19 protein-coding genes and 1 pseudogene are annotated in these 20,827 nt (G+C 71.8%); 9 read left to right on the top strand and 11 right to left on the bottom strand.

Going from position 1 to position 20,827, the window contains the following annotated elements; all coding sequences use genetic code 11:
• The first annotated feature begins 49 nt into the window (after positions 1 to 49).
• The gene (locus ABEB09_RS13380) at positions 50 to 319 is read left to right on the top strand and encodes a DUF1876 domain-containing protein (protein ID WP_345690118.1); all 270 of its coding nucleotides are present in this window, start codon (positions 50 to 52) and stop codon (positions 317 to 319) included.
• A gap of 136 nt (positions 320 to 455) precedes the next feature.
• Here the strand turns inward: ABEB09_RS13380 and argS are convergent, their stop codons facing one another.
• Positions 456 to 2,246: an arginine--tRNA ligase gene (argS, locus tag ABEB09_RS13375; RefSeq protein ID WP_345690117.1), complete on the bottom strand. Its 1,791-nt coding sequence runs from the start codon at positions 2,244 to 2,246 to the stop codon at positions 456 to 458.
• A 327-nt stretch (positions 2,247 to 2,573) separates the two neighbouring features.
• Between argS and lysS the strand changes: the two genes are divergently transcribed.
• Both lysS and ABEB09_RS13365 read left to right on the top strand, forming a co-directional pair.
• On the top strand, positions 2,574 to 4,328 hold the full coding sequence (gene lysS / locus ABEB09_RS13370) for a lysine--tRNA ligase (protein WP_345690116.1): 1,755 nt from the start codon (positions 2,574 to 2,576) through the stop codon (positions 4,326 to 4,328).
• 135 nt (positions 4,329 to 4,463) lie between these two features.
• Entirely contained in the window at positions 4,464 to 4,685 is a 222-nt protein-coding gene (locus ABEB09_RS13365) for a hypothetical protein (RefSeq protein ID WP_345690115.1), read from the top strand.
• Positions 4,686 to 4,700: 15 nt separating this feature from the next.
• Here the strand turns inward: ABEB09_RS13365 and ABEB09_RS13360 are convergent, their stop codons facing one another.
• The 3 genes from ABEB09_RS13360 to ABEB09_RS13350 all read right to left on the bottom strand — a co-directional run bounded on the left by ABEB09_RS13360 (position 4,701) and on the right by ABEB09_RS13350 (position 7,848).
• Positions 4,701 to 6,041, bottom strand: coding sequence for a DUF2637 domain-containing protein (locus ABEB09_RS13360; protein ID WP_380867850.1), 1,341 nt, complete (start codon positions 6,039 to 6,041; stop codon positions 4,701 to 4,703).
• A gap of 97 nt (positions 6,042 to 6,138) precedes the next feature.
• A complete protein-coding gene (locus ABEB09_RS13355) occupies positions 6,139 to 6,870 on the bottom strand; it encodes a DUF3558 domain-containing protein (RefSeq protein WP_345690114.1) in 732 nt (243 codons plus the stop codon).
• A gap of 144 nt (positions 6,871 to 7,014) precedes the next feature.
• Positions 7,015 to 7,848, bottom strand: a complete 834-nt coding sequence (locus tag ABEB09_RS13350; protein ID WP_345690113.1) for a DUF3558 domain-containing protein — start codon at positions 7,846 to 7,848, stop codon at positions 7,015 to 7,017.
• A gap of 183 nt (positions 7,849 to 8,031) precedes the next feature.
• Here ABEB09_RS13350 and ABEB09_RS13345 point away from each other — a divergent pair, with 183 nt between their 5' ends.
• Positions 8,032 to 9,225: an RtcB family protein gene (locus ABEB09_RS13345; protein WP_345690112.1), complete on the top strand. Its 1,194-nt coding sequence runs from the start codon at positions 8,032 to 8,034 to the stop codon at positions 9,223 to 9,225.
• A 117-nt stretch (positions 9,226 to 9,342) separates the two neighbouring features.
• Here ABEB09_RS13345 and ABEB09_RS13340 read toward each other — a convergent pair whose 3' ends face one another.
• Positions 9,343 to 10,104 (bottom strand): SDR family NAD(P)-dependent oxidoreductase, encoded by a 762-nt coding sequence (locus ABEB09_RS13340; protein WP_345690111.1) that lies wholly within the window; start codon positions 10,102 to 10,104, stop codon positions 9,343 to 9,345.
• Between the two features lie 58 nt (positions 10,105 to 10,162).
• On the bottom strand, positions 10,163 to 10,498 hold the full coding sequence (locus ABEB09_RS13335) for a YnfA family protein (protein ID WP_345690110.1): 336 nt from the start codon (positions 10,496 to 10,498) through the stop codon (positions 10,163 to 10,165).
• A gap of 68 nt (positions 10,499 to 10,566) precedes the next feature.
• Between ABEB09_RS13335 and ABEB09_RS13330 the strand changes: the two genes are divergently transcribed.
• Together ABEB09_RS13330 and ABEB09_RS13325 are read left to right on the top strand one after the other, a co-directional pair.
• On the top strand, positions 10,567 to 11,130 hold the full coding sequence (locus tag ABEB09_RS13330) for a hypothetical protein (protein WP_345690109.1): 564 nt from the start codon (positions 10,567 to 10,569) through the stop codon (positions 11,128 to 11,130).
• An 89-nt stretch (positions 11,131 to 11,219) separates the two neighbouring features.
• Complete coding sequence (locus ABEB09_RS13325; RefSeq protein ID WP_345690108.1) at positions 11,220 to 11,930, top strand: AAA family ATPase; 711 nt, start codon at positions 11,220 to 11,222, stop codon at positions 11,928 to 11,930.
• On the opposite strand, the gene ABEB09_RS13320 is transcribed toward ABEB09_RS13325, so the two are convergent.
• Positions 11,906 to 13,390, bottom strand: coding sequence for an FAD-dependent oxidoreductase (locus ABEB09_RS13320; protein ID WP_345690107.1), 1,485 nt, complete (start codon positions 13,388 to 13,390; stop codon positions 11,906 to 11,908). The two genes, ABEB09_RS13325 and ABEB09_RS13320, sit on opposite strands and share 25 nt — an antisense overlap.
• 100 nt (positions 13,391 to 13,490) lie before the next feature.
• Between ABEB09_RS13320 and ABEB09_RS13315 the strand changes: the two genes are divergently transcribed.
• Entirely contained in the window at positions 13,491 to 14,081 is a 591-nt protein-coding gene (locus ABEB09_RS13315; protein ID WP_345690106.1) for a TetR/AcrR family transcriptional regulator, read from the top strand.
• Positions 14,082 to 14,154: 73 nt separating this feature from the next.
• On the opposite strand, the gene ABEB09_RS13310 is transcribed toward ABEB09_RS13315, so the two are convergent.
• The 4 genes and pseudogenes from ABEB09_RS13310 to ABEB09_RS13295 all read right to left on the bottom strand — a co-directional run.
• Positions 14,155 to 14,889 (bottom strand): Mut7-C RNAse domain-containing protein, encoded by a 735-nt coding sequence (locus ABEB09_RS13310; protein ID WP_345690105.1) that lies wholly within the window; start codon positions 14,887 to 14,889, stop codon positions 14,155 to 14,157.
• Between the two features lie 251 nt (positions 14,890 to 15,140).
• Positions 15,141 to 15,890, bottom strand: a complete 750-nt coding sequence (locus ABEB09_RS13305) for a metallophosphoesterase (protein ID WP_345690104.1) — start codon at positions 15,888 to 15,890, stop codon at positions 15,141 to 15,143.
• A gap of 119 nt (positions 15,891 to 16,009) precedes the next feature.
• Entirely contained in the window at positions 16,010 to 17,458 is a 1,449-nt protein-coding gene (argG, locus tag ABEB09_RS13300) for an argininosuccinate synthase (protein ID WP_345690103.1), read from the bottom strand.
• Positions 17,459 to 17,592: 134 nt separating this feature from the next.
• Positions 17,593 to 18,045, bottom strand: a pseudogene (locus ABEB09_RS13295) (hypothetical protein); the annotation flags it as partial.
• Positions 18,046 to 18,631: 586 nt separating this feature from the next.
• Here ABEB09_RS13295 and hemL point away from each other — a divergent pair.
• Both hemL and ABEB09_RS13285 read left to right on the top strand, forming a co-directional pair.
• Positions 18,632 to 19,939, top strand: coding sequence for a glutamate-1-semialdehyde 2,1-aminomutase (gene hemL / locus ABEB09_RS13290; RefSeq protein WP_345690101.1), 1,308 nt, complete (start codon positions 18,632 to 18,634; stop codon positions 19,937 to 19,939).
• Positions 19,936 to 20,625, top strand: a complete 690-nt coding sequence (locus tag ABEB09_RS13285; RefSeq protein ID WP_345690100.1) for a histidine phosphatase family protein — start codon at positions 19,936 to 19,938, stop codon at positions 20,623 to 20,625. Before hemL ends, ABEB09_RS13285 begins: the two co-directional genes overlap by 4 nt.
• Positions 20,626 to 20,827: the final 202 nt, after the last annotated feature.

The raw sequence follows: 20,827 nt of genomic DNA, 5'->3' as shown, positions 1-20,827 counted from the left end.
CCGGCTCTGCCGGAGCACTCTGGAGAAGGAACCACCGGAGGTGATCCGTATGCACACACTCGTGGGATGGCACGTCGACATGGAGTTCCAGGAGGAGGGCAACCGCACCAAGTCGGCCGCTCTCGTGCGGCTCGGTGACGGCAGCGAGGTGCGCGGCCACGGGCAGGCCCAGCGCCACCCGTCCGACGCGGACCAGCTGCGGGTCGGCGAGGAGATCGCGGGGGCGCGCGCCCTGATGGACATCGCCACACAGCTGCTGCAGAAGGCCCACACGGAGATCGACGAGGCGAAGGGCAAGCCCTCGCATCCGCTGATCTGAGGGCGCCGGGCACCCGCTCGCCGAGTGGTCGCCGGGCACCGCTCACGCTGGGTGCGCCCGCATCCGCACGAGGGGCCGAACTGGACCGGGGGCGGCGGTGGACCGCCGCCCCCGGGGCGTCAGAGGTGCTCGGGTGTCAGAGACGCTCGGGCGTCCGGATGCCCAGCAGCGCCATGCCCTGGCGCAGCGTACGGGCGGTGAGGTCCACCAGGAACAGCCGGTTCTCGACCTGCTCCGGAGTCTCCGCCTTCAGCACCGGGCACTTGTCGTAGAACGTCGTCAGCAGCGACGCCAGCTGGTACAGGTACGCGGCCAGCTTGTGCGGCTCGTAGGAGGCGGCGACCTCCGCGAGCGCCTCGCCGAACTGGTCCAGGTGCAGGCCCAGCGCGCGCTCGGCCGGGGCCAGCTCCAGCTCCGGGTGCGCGACCGGCTCGGCGTCACCCGACTTCCGGATGATCGACCGGATCCGCGCGTACGCGTACTGGAGGTACACCGACGTGTCACCGTTCAGCGACACCATCTGGTCCAGGTCGAACTTGTAGTCGCGGGACGCGGACGTCGACAGGTCGGCGTACTTGATCGCGCCGATGCCGACCTGGGCGCCGCGCTCGGCGATCTCCTCCTCGGTGAGCCGGTCGCCCTCGGGGAGGGTCTCGGCCTTCTCGCGGACCACGGCCGAGGCCCGCTCGATCGCCTCGTCCAGCAGGTCCACCAGCCGGACCGTCTCGCCCTCACGGGTCTTGAACGGCTTGCCGTCCTTGCCGAGGACCGTGCCGAACGCCAGCTGGACCGCCTTGACGTCGTCGTTCAGCCAGCCGGCCCGGCGCGCGGTCTCGAAGACCATCCGGAAGTGCAGCGACTGCCGTGCGTCCACCACGTACAGCAGGGTGTCGGCGCCCAGGTTCTGCACGCGGTCGCGGATCGCGGACAGGTCGGTCGCCGCGTAGCCGTAGCCGCCGTTGGACTTCCGCACGATCAGCGGCACCGGGTTGCCGTCCGGGCCCTTCACGTCGTCGAAGAACACGCACAGGGCGCCCTCGGAGCGCACGGCGACGCCGGACTCCTCCAGCAGCCGGCACGTCTCGTCGAGCATGTCGTTGTAGCCCGACTCGCCGACGACGTCCGGGTCGTGGATCTCCATGTCCAGCTTGTTGAAGACCGAGTAGAAGTAGATCTTCGACTCGTCGACGAACCGCTGCCACATCTTCAGCGTCTCGTCGTCGCCGGACTGCAGGAGCACCACCCGGTCCCGCGAGCGGGCCTTGAACTCCTCGTCGGAGTCGAACAGGGCGCGCGACGCCTTGTAGAGCCGGTTCAGGTTCGACATGGCCTCCTCACCGGAGACGGCCGTGTCGTCCGTGCCGGACCGGTGGTCCAGCTCGTGCGGGTGCTCCACCAGGTACTGGATGAGCATGCCGAACTGGGTGCCCCAGTCGCCGATGTGGTGGCGCCGGATGACCTTCTCGCCGGCGAACTCCAGGATCTGCACCATCGCGTCACCGATCACCGCGGACCGCAGGTGACCGACGTGCATCTCCTTCGCCACGTTCGGCTGCGCGTAGTCGATGACGGTCGTGCCGGGCTTCTCCGCGTACGGCACGCCCAGCCGCTCGTCGGCCGCGCGGGCATCGAGCGTCTCCGTGATCGCGCGGTCGCCGATCGTGATGTTCAGGAAGCCGGGGCCCGAGACCTCGACGTCCTTCAGCACGCCCTTCGTGTCGCCGAGCGCGTCGACGACCTTCGTGGCCAGCTCCCGCGGGTTGCCCTTGAGCTTCTTCGCCAGCGCCAGGATGCCGTTGGCCTGGAAGTCCGCCCGGTCGCTTCGTCGCAGCAGCGGGTCGGCGGCACCGGCCTCCGGCAGGGCTGCCGAGAGGGCGTCCGCGAGGCGCTGCTGCACGGTCGAAGCGAGGGAAGGGACCGAGGCCATGAGCTTCCGTTCCTGTGTCGGGGATCTGTGCGCGAGGCGTGGTGACGGCCGCACGCAGGGTTCGTCCGTCAAGTGTCCCACGGGTCGGCAAGCGGGTTTCCGCCGCGGCCCGCGGCCGCCGGGCGTGCTTTCCGCCGATGTGTCCCGCGCCTGCCCGCGTCTGCCCCACTGCCTGCTTCCCACCCGTCCCCCACCCGCTCCCCAGCTGTTTCCTCGCCGGTTTCCTCGCCTGTGGACAACCTCCGGGGTGGTTGTTCCGTCTGGGAGAATGGCCGGGGGCAACCCCAGTGCCACCCCTTCGTAACCCCCATCAGAGAAACCAAGGACGTGCCGATCGTGGCTCAGAGCAGCACCGAGACCGACTGGGTCTCCCGTTTCGCGGACGAGGTCATCGCCGAGTCGGAGCGACGTGCGCCTGGCAAACCGGTCGTGGTCGCCTCCGGCCTCTCCCCGTCCGGCCCCATCCACCTCGGCAACCTCCGCGAGGTCATGACCCCGCACCTGGTCGCCGACGAGATCCGCCGCCGCGGGTACGAGGTGCGGCACCTGATCTCCTGGGACGACTACGACCGCTACCGCAAGGTGCCGGCCGGCGTCGCGGGCGTCGACGAGTCCTGGGCCGAGCACATCGGCAAGCCGCTGACGTCCGTCCCGGCCCCGGCCGGCTCGGCGTACCCGAACTGGGCGGAGCACTTCAAGGCCGCGATGACCCAGTCGCTGGCCGAGCTCGGCGTCGAGTACGACGGCATCAGCCAGACGGAGCAGTACACGAGCGGTGTCTACCGCGAGCAGATCCTGCACGCGATGAAGCACCGCGGCGAGATCGACGCGATCCTCGACCGGTACCGCACCAAGGACAAGGCCACCGGCCAGCCCAAGGCCAAGGTCCAGCAGAAGCAGCAGAAGCCGGTCGACGAGGCCGAGCTGGAGGCCGCCGAGGGTTCCGGCGCGGCCAGCGAGGACGACGGCTCCGGCGGCGCCGGCGGCTACTTCCCGTACAAGCCGTACTGCGGGAACTGCGAGCGCGACCTGACCACCGTCACGTCGTACGACGACGAGACGACCGAGATGGCGTACGGCTGTGTCTGCGGCTTCTCGGAGACGGTCCGGCTCAGCGAGTTCGACCGCGGCAAGCTGGTCTGGAAGGTCGACTGGCCGATGCGCTGGGCGTACGAGGGCGTGATCTTCGAACCCAGCGGCGTCGACCACTCCTCGCCCGGCTCCTCGTTCGTCGTCGGTGGCCAGATCGTCCGCGAGGTCTTCGACGGCGTCCAGCCGATCGGCCCCATGTACGCCTTCGTGGGCATCTCCGGCATGGCCAAGATGTCCTCCTCCAAGGGCGGCGTGCCCACCCCGGCCGACGCCCTGAAGATCATGGAGGCGCCGCTGCTGCGCTGGCTCTACGCCCGCCGCAAGCCGAACCAGTCCTTCAAGATCGCCTTCGACCAGGAGATCCAGCGGCTCTACGACGAGTGGGACAAGCTGGAGGCCAAGGTCGCCGACGGCACGGTGCTGCCCGCCGACGCCGCCGCCCACTCCCGGGCGGTCCGCACGGCCGCCGGTGAGCTGCCGCGCACGCCGCGCCCGCTGCCGTACCGGACGCTCGCCTCGGTCGTCGACATCACCGCGGGCCACGACGAGCAGACGCTGCGGATCCTCAGCGAGCTGGACCCGGCCAACCCGCTCGGCTCGCTCGACGAGGTGCGGCCGCGGCTCGACCGCGCCGAGAACTGGATCACCACCCAGGTCCCGGCCGACGCCCGCACCATCGTCCGTGACGAGCCCGACACGGAGCTGCTGGGCTCCCTCGACGACGAGGGCCGCGAGTCGCTGCGGCTGCTCCTGGAGGGCCTGGACACGCACTGGTCGCTGGACGGGCTCACCACGCTCGTCTACGGCGTGCCGAAGGTGATGGCCGGGCTGGACCCGGAGGCCAAGCCGACGCCGGAGCTGAAGGTCGCGCAGCGCACGTTCTTCGCGCTGCTCTACCGCCTCCTCGTCAGCCGGGACACCGGGCCGCGCCTGCCCACGCTGCTCCTCGCGGTCGGTGCCGACCGGGTGCGCAAGCTGCTGGGCGCCTGACGCCGAACGCCGTGCCGAAGGGCCTCACCCCATCAGCGGGGCGAGGCCCTTCGGCCGTCCCTGCATCCTTCGGATGACCGGGAGTTCGCCCGTGCGCACGAGGAAACCGGCCGTCCCGCACGAGACCGTGGAGCCATGAAGCAGATCGTGGCTCTCATCGGTTGGGTGGTCGGCGTGCAGGGCACGCTCGGAGTGGCGGGGAGGATCTTCGGCGAGAAGCCGTGGAGCGCGTTCCACCGGTGGGTGGACATCCCCACAGCCGGTTACGCCGTCATCGCGCTCGTCGGAGCGGCGATCGCGGTGTACGGCGAGACGGCCAAGGTGAAGGAGCGGAAGCGGGCCGCCGCGGCCGGCTGAGCCGCCGGCGGGCCGTCAGGCGATGTGCTCGGCCTCCAGCTCCGCCTGGTAGCGGTTCTTGAAGTCGGGCAGCAGCCGGCGCAGCAGGGCGGCGCTGCGCGGGTGGTGGACGTTGTAGACGTCCGCGAGGTGTATGTCGAGGACGTCCGCGCTCGGCCAGTCGCTGTTCTGCTCGACGTACGTCCGGAACACCTTGTAGGCCAGCTCGCCGAACTCGTACGTCTCCTGGGCCTCTTGGGCGTCCTGGGCGTCCTGGGCCTGCTGGGGCGCGTGCTGCGCCTCGGCGTACGCCGCCTGGGCGGCCTGCTGGGCCTCGGCGTACGCCGGGTCGTAGGTGCCCGTGTAGGCCTCGTCGGAGGGCAGCTTGGGCGCCGCGAACCAGGGGCTCTCGTGGGTGGCGGGCACGGGCTGCGGCTGCGCGTACTCGTCCTGGGGGAGCTGCTGTACGGGCTGCTCGGCGGGTACGGGCCGGGCCACTGCGGGCACCGGCTCGGCGTCCTCCGGGGCAGGCTCCGGGGACCCGTCCTCGGCCTGCGCGGGCCGGGGCCGCGGCCGGGGCTGTTCCGGGGTCGCCACCTGCGGCAGCTCCGCCACCGGGGCTGCGGCCACGACCGCGGCCACGGGTGCCGCCTCCTCGACCGGCTGGGGGTTCGGGGGGAGCAGGACGGGTTCGATGCCGGCGGCGGCCAGTCCGGCCGGGGCTGTTTCGGCGAGGGGTACGCCGTATTTGGCCAGGCGCAGGGGCATCAGGGATTCGACGGGTGCCTTGCGGCGCCAGGAGCGGCCGAACCGGGCCTGGAGGCGGGCCTGGTAGATGAGCCGGTCCTGTTCCAGCTTGATGACCTGCTCGTAGGAGCGCAGTTCCCACAGCTTCATGCGTCGCCAGAGCCGGAAGGTCGGTACGGGCGAGAGCAGCCAGCGGGTGAGGCGCACGCCTTCCATGTGCTTGTCGGCCGTGATGTCGGCGATGCGGCCCACGGCGTGGCGGGCCGCTTCGACGGCGACGACGAAGAGGACCGGGATGACGGCGTGCATGCCGACGCCGAGCGGGTCGGGCCAGGCCGCGGCGCCGTTGAACGCGATGGTCGCCGCGGTGAGCAGCCAGGCCGTCTGGCGCAGCACCGGGAAGGGGATGCGGATCCAGGTCAGCAGCAGGTCGAGCGCGAGCAGCACGCAGATGCCCGCGTCGATGCCGATGGGGAAGAAGTACGAGAAGGTGCCGAAACCTTTCTTCTCGGCAAGTTCCCGTACGGCCGCGTACGAACCCGCGAAACCGATACCGGCGATGACCACCGCACCGGCGACGACGACACCGATCAACACGCGGTGCATCCGCGTCAGCTGCATCGCGGCCACCCGCGATCCCCTCCCGTACTCGACATCTCGGGGGCACAGCCTGGCACATGCCTCGGCGGTCCGGCCCCCAGGGGGAGGCCGGACCGGTGTGCGGGGCTTACTTGTTGGCCGACGCCACGGCGGCGACCGCCTCCTTGGCGGCCTTCACCGTGCCCTCCATCATGTCCGCGGCGGCCGGCGGCTCCGCGCCCGCGTAGCCGGTGCCGTTGTACGAGATGGTGATGACGACGTTCTCCGTGCGGGTCACGATCACCGCGTAACGGAACTTCGAGTCGGTCTTCTTCAGGGCGTAGCTCACGGCCGTCGCCTCGTTGCCGACGCCGGGGGCGCCCGAGTTGCGCAGATCGGTGGCGCCCTCGGTCGCCTTCACCTCGGCGACCTTCTCCGTGTACTTCTCCTGCGCGCGCTGCTCGCCGCTGCCGAGTGCCTGCTCGGAGTCGAAGCGCACCAGCGAGATGTCGAGCCAGCGGTAGTCCGAGCCGTCGACGCCCTGGTCGTCCAGGCCGTTCCAGGAGCAGCTGCCGCGGCTGGCCATGTCGGAGGACTTGCCCGGCGTACCGGACTTCTTCTTCACCTCGGGGACCAGCTCTTCCACCGTCTTGGTCACGATGGCCTTGCAGGCGTCGGGCAGGTCCGTGTACTTCGGCGGCGCGACGCTCGGCCTGGGCGCGGCGGAGGCCGACGGCGCCGCGGAGCCGGCCGCGGCGGACGGGGCCGACGTGGACCCGCCCGAGCTGTCGGAGTCCGACGAGCAGCCGGCGGCGACGAGCATCACCGGGACGGCGGCGCAGGCGAGTATGCGGGTGAGACGCGGGGCTGATCGGTGCATGGTTCCTTCAGTCGCTCTGTCTGTCGCTTGTCGGTCGTACGGGTCCGGCCGGGGCCACGGTAGCCCGACTCGGCGTACGCCTGGGCGCCGCCGGCCGGATCGGGGCCGGTCGCGGCGGCCGGCCGACGGGGGCGCCGGACGGGGTCACTCGTCGAAGCGCTCGGCCAGCGCGCGGGCCAGTTCCTGCGCCTTGTCCTGCAGTTCCTTACTGTCCGGAACCTCCCCGACACGGCTCGGCTGGGCGCCGTACCGGACGGTCACGATCACATTCGATGTGCGGAACACCACGCTGACGGTGCGCTCCTGGGCCGCGGGACCGGCCGCCGCGAGGACGTCGTCGATGAACGCCGCGTCCCCGAGCCCGGTCAGCAGGCGCGACTCCAGCCCCTGGCGGGTGGGGGAGGCGGTCGCCTTGGGGCCGGCGGTGCCGGTGGACGGCGCGGCCGTGCCGGGCGAGGGGGCGACCGTCTGGGGCAGCTGGCCGGAGGGCGCGGTCGGGGTGCCGGGGGCCGTCGTGGGGGAGGCGAGCCCGGAGAGGCCGGCGTCGGCCGCCTTGCCGGCGTACACCTCCTGCGCGCGGTCGTCGTCGCTGACCGTGGAGTCGTAGGAGACGACCCGCTCGAAGTCGAGCATGAGGTGGTGTGAGGCGTCCGGGCCGTCGGCCTTCCAGCTGCAGCCCGCGCGGCGGTCGGTGTCGTACGTGACGGCGGCGGTGCCGCGCAGCACGCGGTCGCGCTGCTCGGGCGGCAGGTCGGCGGTGCCCGGCAACAGCTCCTGGAGCCGGGAGCGGGACACCGAGCCGCACGGCTCGTACAGGGTGCGGTAGCGGCCCGGGGGCGCGGCGGCGGCGTCCGCCGTACCCGACTTGGCGTCGAGGTCGGAGCTGTCCGTGCCGGAGCCGGCGCTGCATCCCCCGAGGGTGGTGGTGATCGCCGCGAGGAGCACGGCCAGGCCGGGTGCGTAGGCCCGTCGCTGCACGTCCCGGGCTCCTTTCCCTGTGGTTCGCCCTGTGGTCACGGTGAAAACAGCTTGCCGGTGATCGGCGGCCGGTGGACACAATGTGTATCGCACGCGCCGCTGTTGCTGCCGGTCCGCTGTCGCTTTCGCGGGCATGGGCACCGGTTTTTGCGTTTTCAGGCTTATCGGGGGATCCGAGGACTTATGTCGTATGTAGAGGTACCCGGGGCGAAGGTCCCGATCAGGATGTGGACGGACCCGTCCACGGTCGAGGGGTCCGCGATGCAGCAGCTGCGCAACGTGGCGACCCTGCCGTGGATCAAGGGCCTGGCCGTGATGCCGGACGTCCACTACGGCAAGGGCGCCACGGTCGGTTCGGTCATCGCCATGCAGGGCGCGGTGTGCCCGGCGGCGGTCGGTGTGGACATCGGCTGCGGCATGTCGGCCGTCCGGACGTCGCTGACGGCCAACGACCTCCCGGGCGACCTGTCGCGGCTGCGCACGAAGATCGAGCAGGCGATCCCGGTGGGCCGCGGCATGCACGGCGAACTGGTGGACCCGGCGCGGTTCCACGGCTTCCCGGCGGCCGCCTGGGACAGCCTGTGGGAGAGGTTCGACGGCGTCGCGGAGGCGGTCCGGTTCCGTCAGGAGCGGGCCACGAAGCAGATGGGCACGCTCGGCTCCGGCAACCACTTCGTCGAGGTCTGCCTCGACACGACCGGCTCGGTGTGGCTCATGCTGCACTCCGGCTCCCGGAACATCGGCAAGGAACTGGCCGACCACCACATCGGTGTCGCCCAGGGCCTGCCTCACAACCAGGGTTTGGTCGACCGGGACCTGGCCGTGTTCGTCGCGGACACGCCCCAGATGGCGGCCTACCGGCACGACCTCTTCTGGGCCCAGGAGTACGCGAAGTTCAACCGGGCGATCATGATGGGGCTCCTCAAGGACGTGGTCCGCAAGGAGTTCAAGAAGGCCGGGGTGAGCTTCGAGCGCGAGATCTCCTGCCACCACAACTATGTGGCGGAGGAGCGCTACGACGGCATGGACCTGCTGGTCACCAGGAAGGGCGCGATCCGGGCGGGCAGCGGCGACTACGGGATCATCCCTGGCTCGATGGGCACCGGCTCGTACATCGTGAAGGGCCTCGGCAACGAGAAGTCCTTCAACTCCGCCTCGCACGGCGCCGGGCGGAAGATGAGCCGGAACGCCGCCAAGCGCCGGTTCTCCACGCGGGACCTGGAGGAGCAGACGCGGGGCGTGGAGTGCCGTAAGGACTCCGGCGTCGTGGACGAGATCCCGGGCGCGTACAAGCCGATCGAGAAGGTCATCGACCAGCAGCGCGACCTGGTGGAGGTCGTCGCGAAGCTCAAGCAGGTCGTCTGTGTGAAGGGCTGAGCGCTTGCCGGCCGCGGGCGGCCGGCTGCCTCCCGGCGGCCCGCAGCCGCCTCGCCGCCGACTCCCGCCCGGCCGCCGGCCGCCGGTCTCTCGGCGGCCGGCGGGGCAGGGGTGCCCTCACAGCTCCCGGTGGACCTTGGTGTTGGAGGCCTGGGCGCGGGGGCGGACGACCAGGAGGTCGATGTTCACATGGGCCGGGCGGGTGACCGCCCAGGTCACCGTGTCGGCGACGTCGTCGGCGGTGAGCGGCTCGGCCACGCCCGCGTAGACCTTCGCCGCCTTCTCCGTGTCGCCGCGGAAACGGGTGGCGGCGAACTCCTCGGTCTTCACCATGCCGGGCGCGATCTCGATGACCCGGACCGGTGTGCCGACGATCTCCAGGCGCAGGGTCTCGGCGAGCACGCGGGCGCCGTTCTTGGCGGCCACGTAGCCCGCGCCGCCCTCGTAGGTGGCGTGGCCGGCGGTGGAGGAGACCACCACGACCGTGCCGGCGCCGCTGGCGGTGAGCGCCGGGAGCAGCGCCTGCGTCATGTGGAGCGTGCCGATCACGTTGACCTCGTACATACGACGCCAGTCGTCGGGGTCGCCGGTGGCCACGGGGTCGGCGCCGAGCGCGCCGCCCGCGTTGTTGACGAGGACGTCGCAGCGGTCGAGCGACTCGGCGAAGGCGTCCACGGCCGGGCGGTCGGTGACATCGAGGGCGTGGGCGGTGGCCTGGTGACCGGCGGCCGTCAGCTCGGCCGCGAGGGCCTCGACGCGGTCCTTGCGGCGGGCCGTGAGCACGACGTGGTGGCCGGCCTCGGCCAGTCGGCGCGCCGTTGCGGCGCCGATGCCGCTGCTCGCTCCGGTGACGACGGCGACGGGGAGGGCGGCGGTCATGAGCGGGGCTCCTCACGCAGGTGTTCGAGGCGGTGGTCTGCGGCCAGCTTAGGCGGGTTCAGCGGTCGCGGGGGGCGTACATGATCACAGCCATGCCGGCCAGGCAGATGAGGGCGCCCGCGATGTCCCAGCGGTCGGGCCGGTAGCCGTCGGCGACCATGCCCCAGGCGATCGAACCGGCGACGAAGACACCTCCGTACGCGGCGAGGATGCGGCCGAACTCGCCCTCCGGCTGGACGGTGGCCACGAACCCGTAGGCGCCCAGGGCGAGCACGCCCGCGCCCATCCAGATCCAGCCCCGGTCCTCACGGAGGCCCTGCCAGACGAGCCAGGCGCCGCCGATCTCGCAGAGTGCGGCGAGGACGAAGAGTGCGGCGGAACGGGCGACAAGCATGCGGTCAGCCTCCCATGGCCCGCGTGGCTGCACGGGGGGTAAGGGTATGAAAACGGTATCTTCAGGACATGTTTGCCATGTGCAAGGCCGTTCTGGCGGTGTCCGTCGCGGTGGCGACGGTCGTGGGTGCGGGCGGAGGCGCCGGAGCCGCTTCCCCGGGGGTGGTCGCGCCCGAGGCGGTGAAGTCCGGGGCGGTGGCCCCCGAGACGGTGGTCCCCGAGGCGGTGGCGCCCGGGATGGTGGCGCCCGAGGCCGATGTGGCCCACCACGGGTATGCCTCCCTGGCGGGCGACCGGCTGGAGGTGCTGGTGCTGAGCCGCAATCACGGGCCGTCGGGCCTCGAGGACGCGACGGTACGGATCGGGCTCTCGGTGCCCCCGTCGGCGGTCGGGCAGAAGCTGCCGCAGGGCTGTGTCCGGGTCGGCGACCGCGAGGTGCTGTGCACCACGGGGCCGCTCCCGGCGGACGGTTCGCTGCACGAGACCCGGCTGTACCTGCGGACCGCGGGCACGCCCTCGGAGGTGACCGTGTCCGTCGCGACCGCCTGGAACGGCGGGGCGACCGACCGGGATCCGAGCAACGACCAGCACCAGGTGCTCGTGCCGGCGACCGGGGACGCGTACGCCTTCTGACAGGCGCGGGTGCGGGCGCGGGCGCGGCCCGGTGCGGTGCGGGCCCGGGGTATTTGCCTCCCGGTGCGGCCTTTGGGGACACTCGCCCCATGATCGTCGAACGTGCGTACGCCCATATGGCCTCCTATGACGAACGGGAGTGGCCCTGGTCCGTGCCCTGCGTGCGGCTGCTCCTGGAGGAGGGGTTGCGCTTCACCGCGCCCGTGACGTTCCTGGTCGGCGAGAACGGCTCCGGCAAGTCGACGCTCGTCGAGGCCCTCGCCGAGGGCTTCGGCCTGGACTCCTGGGGCGGCTCCCACGACTGGCGGTACGCCACGCAGCGCGGCAAGTCCGTCCTGGGCGAGCGCATACGGTTCGACGCCGCGACGCCCCGCGGGCGGCGCATGATGGGCAGCCGGTCCGCCCGGAAGGGGTTCTTCCTGCGGGCCGAGACGGCGCTGGACGCGCTGGACCGCGAGGGCTTCGCGCCGGACCTCGTCAGTCATGGTGAGGGCTTCCTCGCGGCGTTCCGGGGCAAGTTCCTCCAGCCCGGGCTGTACGTGATGGACGAGCCCGAGGCCGCGCTGTCGTTCACCTCCTGTCTCGAACTGCTCGGCCACCTGGACCAGTTGGTCCGGCGGGGCGGTCAGGTGGTGTGCGCGACGCACTCACCGCTGCTCACCGCCCTGCCGGGCGCGGACATCATCGAGGTGGGCGAACACGGCATGCGCCGGGTGGCGTGGGACGAGCTGACGCTCGTCGACCACTGGCGCCGCTACCTGGCGGACCCGCGGGCCTACCTGCGCCACGTGCTCGACTGAGCCCAGGCGACGTAGCCGTCGGGTCGGACCAGCAGGGCGTCGCGGCGTGTCGGGTTGGCCCACGTCGCCCGTATGACGGCGCCCGGCGCGGCGGCGATCTCGGGAGCGGCCGGAGCCGTGCCCGCGGGGGTGACCAGGACGAACGAGCCCTTGCGCAGCAGCTCGTACAGGCGGCCCTCGGCGAGGACGAGGTCCGGTGCGCGCCGGCCCGTGAGGCGGTGGGCGCCGCGCGGTGCGCCGTACGCGATCCCGATGCCGGTGATCATGCCCATCACCCTCGTGCGCGCGGGGCGAGCGGCGTCCAGAAGGCTGGTGGCGAGGGTGCGCAGGGTCCGCCGAAGCGGGTTGTGCGCCATGGCGAGGCGGATGAGAGTGCCACTGCTGCGCAGCACCATGGCGCCGACCGGGTGCCGTTCACGCTGGTAGCTGTCGAGCAGGCCCTCCGGGTCCGGAGCCTCGCTCTTCAGGACCGCGGCCAGCTTCCAGGAGAGGTTGGCGGCGTCCTGGAGGCCGGTGTTCATGCCCTGGCCGCCGGCCGGCGAGTGGACGTGGGCGGCGTCCCCGGCCAGGAAGACCCGCCCCGTGCGGTACGCCGGGACCTGACGCTCGTCGCTGTGGAAGCGGGAGATCCAGCGCGGGTCGTGCATGCCGAAGTCGGAGCCGAGGGCGGCGCGGGCGATGGAGCGCAGTTCGTCGAGGTCCACCGGTTCGGTGTCGGGGACCTGGACCCGCCGGTTCCAGCCCATGACCCGGTACCAGCCGTCGCCGAACGGGACGATGAAGGCGAAGGCGTCGCCCGAGCCGTCGACCGCGACCAGGCTCTCCGGCTCCTCGGTGAGCCGGACGTCGGCGAGCACCATGGAGCGGATGACCGCATCGCCCGGGAACGGCAGGCCGAGGTTGCCGCGGACGGTGCTGCGCACGCCGTCCGCCCCCACGAGGTAACGGGCGCGGAGCGTGGTGCGGGTCCCGTCGGCGGCCGTGACCTCGGCGGTGACGCCGTTCCCGTCCTGGCGCAGTCCGTGCAGCACGGTGTCGTACCGGAAGTCGGCGCCCGCGCTCACGGCCCGCCGCTCCAGGAGCTTCTCCACCTCGTACTGCGGGGCGATGAGGATGAAGGGGAAGCGGGAGCGCAGCTCGCCCAGGTCGAGGGAGACCCGGCCGAAGAGGCGCATCCGCGCGATCTTCTTCCCCTTCTCCAGCAGTTCGTCCGCGAGGCCGCGGGCGTCCAGGGCCTCCAGCGTCCTGGCGTGCACGCCGAAGGCGCGCGTCATGGTGCTGGTCCCGTGCGGGCGGCGCTCGATGAGGGTGACGCGGACGCCGGCGGACGCGAGGTCGCCTGCGAGCAGCAGTCCGGTGGGCCCCGCTCCGACCACGAGGACGTCGGTCTCCGTGTCCGAGCCGCCCGGGTCGCCCGGGTTGTGGGTGGTGTCCGTGCTGGTCATGCCTGTGCCGGTCATGCCTGCCTCCTGGTGCCAACGGGTGTTGGTCAACGCTTGTTGGCAAATGTAGGGCGGTTCGGCATGGCGTGTCAACACTTGTTGGCCTACAGTTGTTGGCATGACTGTCGATGCCACTCCCGACGCCGCTCCGAGCACCCCGCGCCGCTCGGACGCCACGCGCGCCGCGATCCTCGAAGCCGCCCGCGAGCGGTTCGCCGCGGACGGCTACGAACGCGCGACCATCCGTGCCATCGCCCGGGACGCGGGCATCGACCCGTCGATGGTGATGCGCTACTACGGCAACAAGGAGGGGCTGTTCCTCGCCGCTTCCGACATCGATCTGCGGCTGTCACCGCTCGGCGCGGTGCCCGCCAAGCACATCGGAGCGGTCCTCGTCACCCACTTCATCGACCGCTGGGAGGCGGACGAGGGGCTGACGGGGATGCTGCGCGTGGGGGTGACCAATGAGGCGGGCGCGGAACGCATGCGGGAGATCTTCAAGGCGCAGCTGGGACCCCTGGCGGCGGGCGTCTGTCCTGAGCCGGAGGACGCGCCGCGCCGCGCCGCGCTGGTCGCCTCGCAGATCCTGGGCATGGCGCTGGCGCGCTACGTGCTGCGGCTGCCGCCCGCGGCGGGGATGAGCCGCGAGGAGGTCATCGCCTGGCTGGCGCCGACGGTGCAGCGCTATTTGACGGCGGAGCGGCCGTAGGGGGCGGGTCGCGGGCAGCGGCCTCGCACGCCGCGGTGCAGGCGCGCGAGGCCCCGGGTCGGGTGGCGGGCCCCTACGCCGCCGCGTCGCCGAAGTCGCGCAGGGCCGCGCGGACGATGGCGTCCAGGCGGGCGTGGTGGGCGCCGCGCCAGTAGACGCGGTCGCAGGCCGTGCACTGGGCGAACACGTCGTACGTCCGACGCGTGCCGTGCTCCAGGCGCTCGCGCACCGTGTCCTTGTCCGCCTCCGTGAGCCTGCCGTTGCAGGCCGTGCACCGCGTCCACGGGGCGAGCGGCGGGGCGAACCGCTCCAGCACGTCCCGCAGCTGGTCGTCCGGCCGGTGGCTGTAGACGTACGCGCCCGCCCACAGCTCCCGCCGCCGCAGCAGGCCCCGGTCCCGGGAGAGCATCACGCGCCGCTCCCGCGCGGACTGCGCGGCCAGCGCCGCGTCGCCGATGTCCTCGCTCTCGTACGCCGCGTCGACGCCGAGCAGCCGCAACCGGCGGGCGAGCGTGCCCAGATGGACGTCCAGCAGGAACCGCAGCGGTGCGCCCGGCACCTCCTGCGGGCGCTGGACACCCCGTACCTCCACGTCCTCGCCGGCGGCCGGCACGTGGGACGGGGCGACCGGGGCGCCGTTCACCAGCAGGGCGCCGACCTCGGTGAGCGGCGCGCCGAGCGACTCGACGACATGGCCGAGCGTCGACACGCCGTCGGTCGCCAGGGCGGTACGGCGGTGACGGCGCGGCGCCGCCACGAACAGGCCCAGCTCGGGCGCGAAGCTGATGTGGATCTCCGGTCCGTTCACGCCGCCAGGATGCCACCGGCCGCGCGGCCCCAGCCAGATCATTTCCCCGTGGCCCCCGCCGGCCCGAAACGGGTCCGTGGCCCTCGACCGGCCCGAAACCGGTCCGTGGCCCCCGACCGGCCCGAAACCGGTCCGTGGCCCCCCGGCCAGCCCGAAACCGGTCCGTGGCCCCCGACCGGTCCGAAAGCCGGTCCGTGGCCCCCGACCACCCGGAAGGTCCGTCGTTAGCCGACCACCCGGAAGGTCCGTCGCTAGCCGACCACCCGGAAATGGGTGGTCACCCCGCCGTCCTCGCCGACGACATGGAACGCCACCCCCGGCGGTGCCGCCCGGTCCGTGAAGCCCTCGCCGCCCTCCCACGGCATCCGCAGCGTCGAAACCACCCCAGGCGCCACCAGCAGTGGCAGCCCCGCGAAGGTCGTCGCGGCGGGCGTGTGGGCGTGACCGGTCAGCAGGGCGGGAACGTTCCGCCGCCCGGCGAGGAGCGCGGCGAGGCGGTCGGCGTTCGTCAGGTTCATCCCGTCCACGACCGGGTGGTGCAGGGCCGCCGGCGGGTGGTGGAACGCGGGCAGCGCCGGGGTCCCGGCGGCGGCCAGTTCGTCCAGCGTGCGCTCCAGCCAGGCGAGCGTCTCGTCGTCGAACCGGCCCTCGTCCTCGCCCGGGATCGTCGAGTCGCACAGCAGCAGGGCGTGCCCGGCGACGTGGTGCACGCGGTTGACCGGCCCCGCACCCCCGTCCTCCTCGCCCAGCAGCACCTTCCGGTAGGTGGCCCGGTCGTCGTGGTTGCCGGGGCAGGGGAACGCCGGCGCCACGAGGCGCGCCAGCAGCTCGGCGGCCTCGGCGTACTCCTCCGGCGCGCCGTGATCGGCGATGTCACCGGTCACCAGCACCGCGTCGGGCACCCGGGCCAGGGAGTTGAGGTAGGTCACGACACGTGTGGCGCGCTCGGTCGCGCGCTCGCCGCCGTCGAGATGCAGATCGCTGATGTGTGCCAGCAGCACGGGGCCCCCTCCGTCGTCCTAATGGTTTGATGACTCTAAACCATTAAGCGACGTCGGGGGCCCACGAGTAGCCGGAGGGCGGTCGTCCCGGTGCGTCGAGCAGCCTGAGAGGCTCCCGCTCAGTCCGTGCCGGACTCCATCGCGGCGCGGTCCAGCATCGTCTCCTCGTCCGCGGCCTCGCCGCGCGAGGCGATCGCCTCCGCGCCGCCCGCGTCCATGGCGCCGATCAGACCGGTCGAGGCGGCCTGCGCGGCGCCGATCGGCGTCGGGTGGCCGGCGCCGACCAGGCCCAGGCCCGCGTACTGCTCAAGCCGCGCGCGCGAGTCGGCGATGTCCAGGTTCCGCATCGTCAGCTGGCCGATCCGGTCCACCGGGCCGAACGCCGAGTCCTCGGTCCGCTCCATGGAGAGCTTGTCCGGGTGGTAGCTGAGCGCCGGCCCCTGCGTGTCGAGGATCGAGTAGTCCTCGCCGCGCCGCAGTCGCAGGGTCACCTCGCCGGTGATCGCCGCGCCGACCCAGCGCTGCAGCGACTCGCGCACCATCAGCGCCTGCGGGTCGAGCCAGCGGCCCTCGTAGAGCAGCCGGCCGAGCCGGCGGCCCTCGTTGTGGTACGCGGCGACCGTGTCCTCGTTGTGGATCGCGTTGACGAGGCGCTCGTAGGCGATGTGCAGCAGCGCCATGCCCGGCGCCTCGTAGATGCCGCGGCTCTTGGCCTCGATGATCCGGTTCTCGATCTGGTCGGACATGCCCAGACCGTGCCGGCCGCCGATCGCGTTGGCCTCCATGACGAGGTCGACCGGGGTGGCGAACTCCTTGCCGTTGATGGTGACCGGGCGGCCCTGCTCGAAGCCGACCGTCACGTCCTCCGTGAGGATCTCCACCGACGGGTCCCAGAACCGGACGCCCATGATCGGGTCGACCGTCTCGATCCCGGTGTCGAGGTGCTCCAGGGTCTTGGCCTCGTGCGTGGCGCCCCAGATGTTGGCGTCCGTCGAGTACGCCTTCTCGGTCGAGTCCCGGTACGGGAGCCCATGCGCGAGCAGCCACTCCGACATCTCCTTGCGGCCGCCCAGCTCGCTCACGAAGTTCGCGTCGAGCCAGGGCTTGTAGATCCGCAGGTGCGGGTTGGCGAGCAGCCCGTACCGGTAGAACCGCTCGATGTCGTTGCCCTTGAACGTGGAGCCGTCGCCCCAGATCTGGACCCCGTCCTCCAGCATCGCCCGCACCAGCAGCGTGCCGGTCACGGCGCGCCCCAGCGGCGTGGTGTTGAAGTACGGGCGGCCGCCCGACTTGATGTGGAACGCGCCGCACGAGAGCGCCGCAAGACCTTCCTCGACCAGCGCGGCACGGCAGTCGACGAGACGGGTGATCTCGGCGCCGTACGCGGAGGCACGGCCGGGCACGGACGCGATGTCGGGCTCGTCGTACTGGCCGATGTCGGCGGTGTACGTGCACGGGACGGCGCCCTTGTCACGCATCCAGGCGACGGCGACCGAGGTGTCGAGGCCGCCGGAGAAGGCAATGCCGACGCGCTCGCCGACGGGGAGGGAGGTGAGGACCTTGGACATAGGAAAACTATGCAACATTACGCATGACCATGCAAGAGGGGAGGTGAAAGGCCGCCTCGGCGTCACTCCAGCAGGCCCCCGCACAGGAAAAAGGCGGGGCCCCGTAAGCCCCGCCCGCCACCGACCGACCCCGCTCAGGGCCACACAAGGCAGTACGGCTGGTGCCCCGCCTCGTGCAGCCGTACCGAGAAGTCCTGCCACTCGTGCAGCAGCTGGTAGACGTTGAACGCGTCGCGCGGGCCGCCGCGGTCCGGGACCGTGGACCAGATGAACGCGGCCGCGCCGACCGACTCCTCGCCGACGCCGCGCAGCGGGTCGACCACGGTCATCGGCAGCTTCACCACCGCGTAGTCGGGGTGCAGCACGACGAGCTCCAGCGGCGGCACCTTGTGCAGGGGCATGCCCTGGAGGCCGGTGAGGACCATCGCGGCTATGGTCTCCGGCTTGATCTTGGTGAACATGCCGCCCATGCCCAGCTCGTCGCCGCCGAGCTCCTCGGGGCGCATCGAGATCGGGACCTGTGCGGCGGTGGCGCCGTTCGGCGCGCCGAAGTACTTGTACGTCACCCCCATGCGGCCACCCCTGCCCCCCAAGGGATCACCGGCCTCACTCCCCATGGGCTCGCCCCCCACGGGGTTGTCCCGCGGGACCGGATCCCGCTGTCGCCGGTGCCTCCCCCGCCGGGCAGGCTCCGGCCCCAGATCGCCGGTCCCCTCGCCCAGTCCGCCACCGCGATGCATATCTCCACCCGACTGCTTGCTGGGTAACACAGCCCCCGCCGCGCAACCCGATCATCGTGTCAGTGACCTCCCCAGCGAGCGTGTGGTGAAACACCTGTCCGCAAGAACGTCAGGGCCTCTGACACCATGGTTTCTGTGAGCTCTCCCTATGACGCCCCAGTTTCGCAGACGCGGAGTACTGACGTCCTGTCCTCATGCCGGTGATGAAACAAGATCGTGAAGGAAGATCGTGAAACCAGGCCCGTGCCGTGAGGTCGTACAAGGAGTCGTACGGGAGAGCGCCCTGGACTTCTCATCCGACTTCTCCACACAGCTCTCGTCGGAGCCCTCGGCGGAGGTCTCCGCGGAGCGCTCACCGGGTGGTGCGCGGAAAAACCCGGCCGCGCCCCGCCCATAGCCGCCCGCCCACTCGTTCTCGCAGGTCAGGACCCAAGTGTCGTATTCATACGAAGCCCCAGTCTCACAGTCGCTCTTCGACCGCGCGTCCCAGGTGACGCCCGGCGGCGTGAACTCCCCCGTCCGGGCCTTCCGTGCCGTGGGCGGTACGCCCCGCTTCATGGTGTCCGGCACGGGGCCGTACCTCACCGACGCGGACGGGCGCGAGTACGTCGACCTCGTCTGCTCCTGGGGCCCGATGATCCTCGGTCACGCCCATCCCGAGGTGATCGCCGCCGTGCAGGACGCCGTCGCCCGCGGCACCTCCTTCGGCACGCCCGGTGAGGGCGAGGTCGCCCTCGCCGAGGAGATCGTCGCCCGCGTCGCCCCGGTCGAGCAGGTGCGGCTCGTGTCGAGCGGCACCGAGGCGACCATGTCGGCGATCCGGCTGGCCAGGGGCTTCACCGGCCGCAGCAAGGTGATCAAGTTCGCCGGCTGCTACCACGGGCACGTCGACGCGCTGCTGGCCGCGGCCGGCTCCGGCGTCGCCACCTTCGGCCTGCCCGACACGCCGGGGGTCACGGGCGCGCAGGCGGGCGACACGATCGTCCTGCCCTACAACGACCTGGAGGCGGTCCAGGAGGCCTTCCACCGCCACCCCGGCGAGATCGCCTGTGTGATCACCGAGGCGTCGCCCGGCAACATGGGCGTCGTCCCGCCGCGCCCCGGCTTCAACCAGGGCCTCAAGGACGCCTGCGCCAAGAACGGCGCCCTGTACATCTCCGACGAGGTCATGACCGGCTTCCGCACGTCGAAGGCCGGCTGGTTCGGCGTCGACGGCGTCACGCCCGACCTGATGACCTTCGGCAAGGTCATGGGCGGCGGCTTCCCGGCCGCGGCGTTCGGCGGCCGCGCCGATGTCATGGCGCACCTCGCCCCGGCCGGCCCGGTCTACCAGGCGGGCACCCTCTCCGGTAACCCGATCGCGACCGCCGCGGGCCTCGCCCAGCTGCGGCTCCTCGACGACGCCGCGTACGAGAAGGTCGACGCGGTCTCGGCGGAGATCCAGGGGCTGGTCACGGACGCGCTGAGCAAGGAGGGCGTGGCCCACCGGCTGCAGACCGCGTCCAACATGTTCTCGGTCTTCTTCACCGACCGCGAGGTGTGGGACTACGAGGACGCCAAGCGCCAGGAGTCCTTCCGCTTCACCGCGTTCTTCCACGCGATGCTCGCGGAGGGCGTCTACCTGCCGCCGTCCGCATTCGAGTCGTGGTTCGTCTCCACGGCCCACGACGAGCGCGCCGTCGAGCGGATCGCGGCCGCCCTGCCGGCCGCCGCCCGTGCCGCCGCGGAGGCCACGGCATGACCGGCGTGGACCGCGAGGACGTCACCGTCGTCCACCTCATGCGCCACGGCGAGGTGCACAACCCCGACGGCATCCTGTACGGGCGCCGGGCCGGGTACCACCTGTCCGAGCTGGGCCGGAAGATGGCCGACCGGGTCGCCGAGCACTTGGCCGGCCGGGACGTGACGTACGTCGTCGCCTCCCCGCTGGAGCGGGCGCAGGAGACGGCCGCGCCCATCGCCCGGTCGCACGGGCTCGACCTGGCGACCGACGAGCGGTTGATCGAGGCCGCCAACGTGTTCGAGGGCAAGACCTTCGGCGTGGGTGACGGCGCGCTGCGCAAGCCGGGCAACTGGCGCCATCTGACCAACCCGTTCCGGCCGTCCTGGGGCGAGCCGTACATCGAGCAGGTCGTACGCATGATGGGCGCGCTCAACGCGGCGCGCGACGCGGCCCGTGGCCACGAGGCGGTCTGCGTCAGCCACCAGCTGCCGATCTGGATCGTGCGCAGCTTCGTGGAGGGGCGCCGGCTGTGGCACGACCCGCGCCGCCGCCAGTGCACGCTCGCGTCGCTGACGACCTTCACGTACCACGGCGACCGGATCGTCTCGGTCGGCTACGGCGAGCCGGCCCGCGATCTCGTTCCGGCCCATCTGCTGGCCGGGGCCAAGCCGGTGAAGGGGAAGTCGAAGGCATTCGGCGCCTAGGCGGTGTCCGGCGGGTCTTTCCCCGGCCCGCCCCTTCCCGAAACGGGGGGCTCCGCCCCCTGAACCCCCTGCCGCTCAAACGCCGGAGGGCTGATTCCAGCCTCGCGGTGTGATTATCACGGGAACCCGCGCCGCTTTCCCCGCATCTCACTGGGTGCCGGTTCGGACTTTTGTCCGGCACACATGAGCGCGGATGGGGAAA

Origin of the sequence: Streptomyces coeruleoprunus, from assembly GCF_039542925.1 — a bacterium.
GTDB classification, from domain to species: domain Bacteria; phylum Actinomycetota; class Actinomycetes; order Streptomycetales; family Streptomycetaceae; genus Streptomyces; species Streptomyces coeruleoprunus.
The sequence above is the reverse complement of the archived record's forward strand: the minus strand, read 5'-3'. Positions and strand labels throughout refer to the sequence as shown.

Coding starts and splice junctions, on each gene's coding strand:
- ABEB09_RS13380 (WP_345690118.1), top strand. CDS start 50: ATGCACACACTCGTGGGATGGCACGTCGACATGGAGTTCCAGGAGGAG.
- argS (WP_345690117.1), bottom strand. CDS start 2,246: ATGGCCTCGGTCCCTTCCCTCGCTTCGACCGTGCAGCAGCGCCTCGCG.
- ABEB09_RS13365 (WP_345690115.1), top strand. CDS start 4,464: ATGAAGCAGATCGTGGCTCTCATCGGTTGGGTGGTCGGCGTGCAGGGC.
- ABEB09_RS13355 (WP_345690114.1), bottom strand. CDS start 6,870: ATGCACCGATCAGCCCCGCGTCTCACCCGCATACTCGCCTGCGCCGCC.
- ABEB09_RS13345 (WP_345690112.1), top strand. CDS start 8,032: ATGTCGTATGTAGAGGTACCCGGGGCGAAGGTCCCGATCAGGATGTGG.
- ABEB09_RS13340 (WP_345690111.1), bottom strand. CDS start 10,104: ATGACCGCCGCCCTCCCCGTCGCCGTCGTCACCGGAGCGAGCAGCGGC.
- ABEB09_RS13335 (WP_345690110.1), bottom strand. CDS start 10,498: ATGCTTGTCGCCCGTTCCGCCGCACTCTTCGTCCTCGCCGCACTCTGC.
- ABEB09_RS13330 (WP_345690109.1), top strand. CDS start 10,567: ATGTTTGCCATGTGCAAGGCCGTTCTGGCGGTGTCCGTCGCGGTGGCG.
- ABEB09_RS13325 (WP_345690108.1), top strand. CDS start 11,220: ATGATCGTCGAACGTGCGTACGCCCATATGGCCTCCTATGACGAACGG.
- ABEB09_RS13320 (WP_345690107.1), bottom strand. CDS start 13,390: ATGACCGGCACAGGCATGACCAGCACGGACACCACCCACAACCCGGGC.
- ABEB09_RS13315 (WP_345690106.1), top strand. CDS start 13,491: ATGACTGTCGATGCCACTCCCGACGCCGCTCCGAGCACCCCGCGCCGC.
- argG (WP_345690103.1), bottom strand. CDS start 17,458: ATGTCCAAGGTCCTCACCTCCCTCCCCGTCGGCGAGCGCGTCGGCATT.
- ABEB09_RS13285 (WP_345690100.1), top strand. CDS start 19,936: ATGACCGGCGTGGACCGCGAGGACGTCACCGTCGTCCACCTCATGCGC.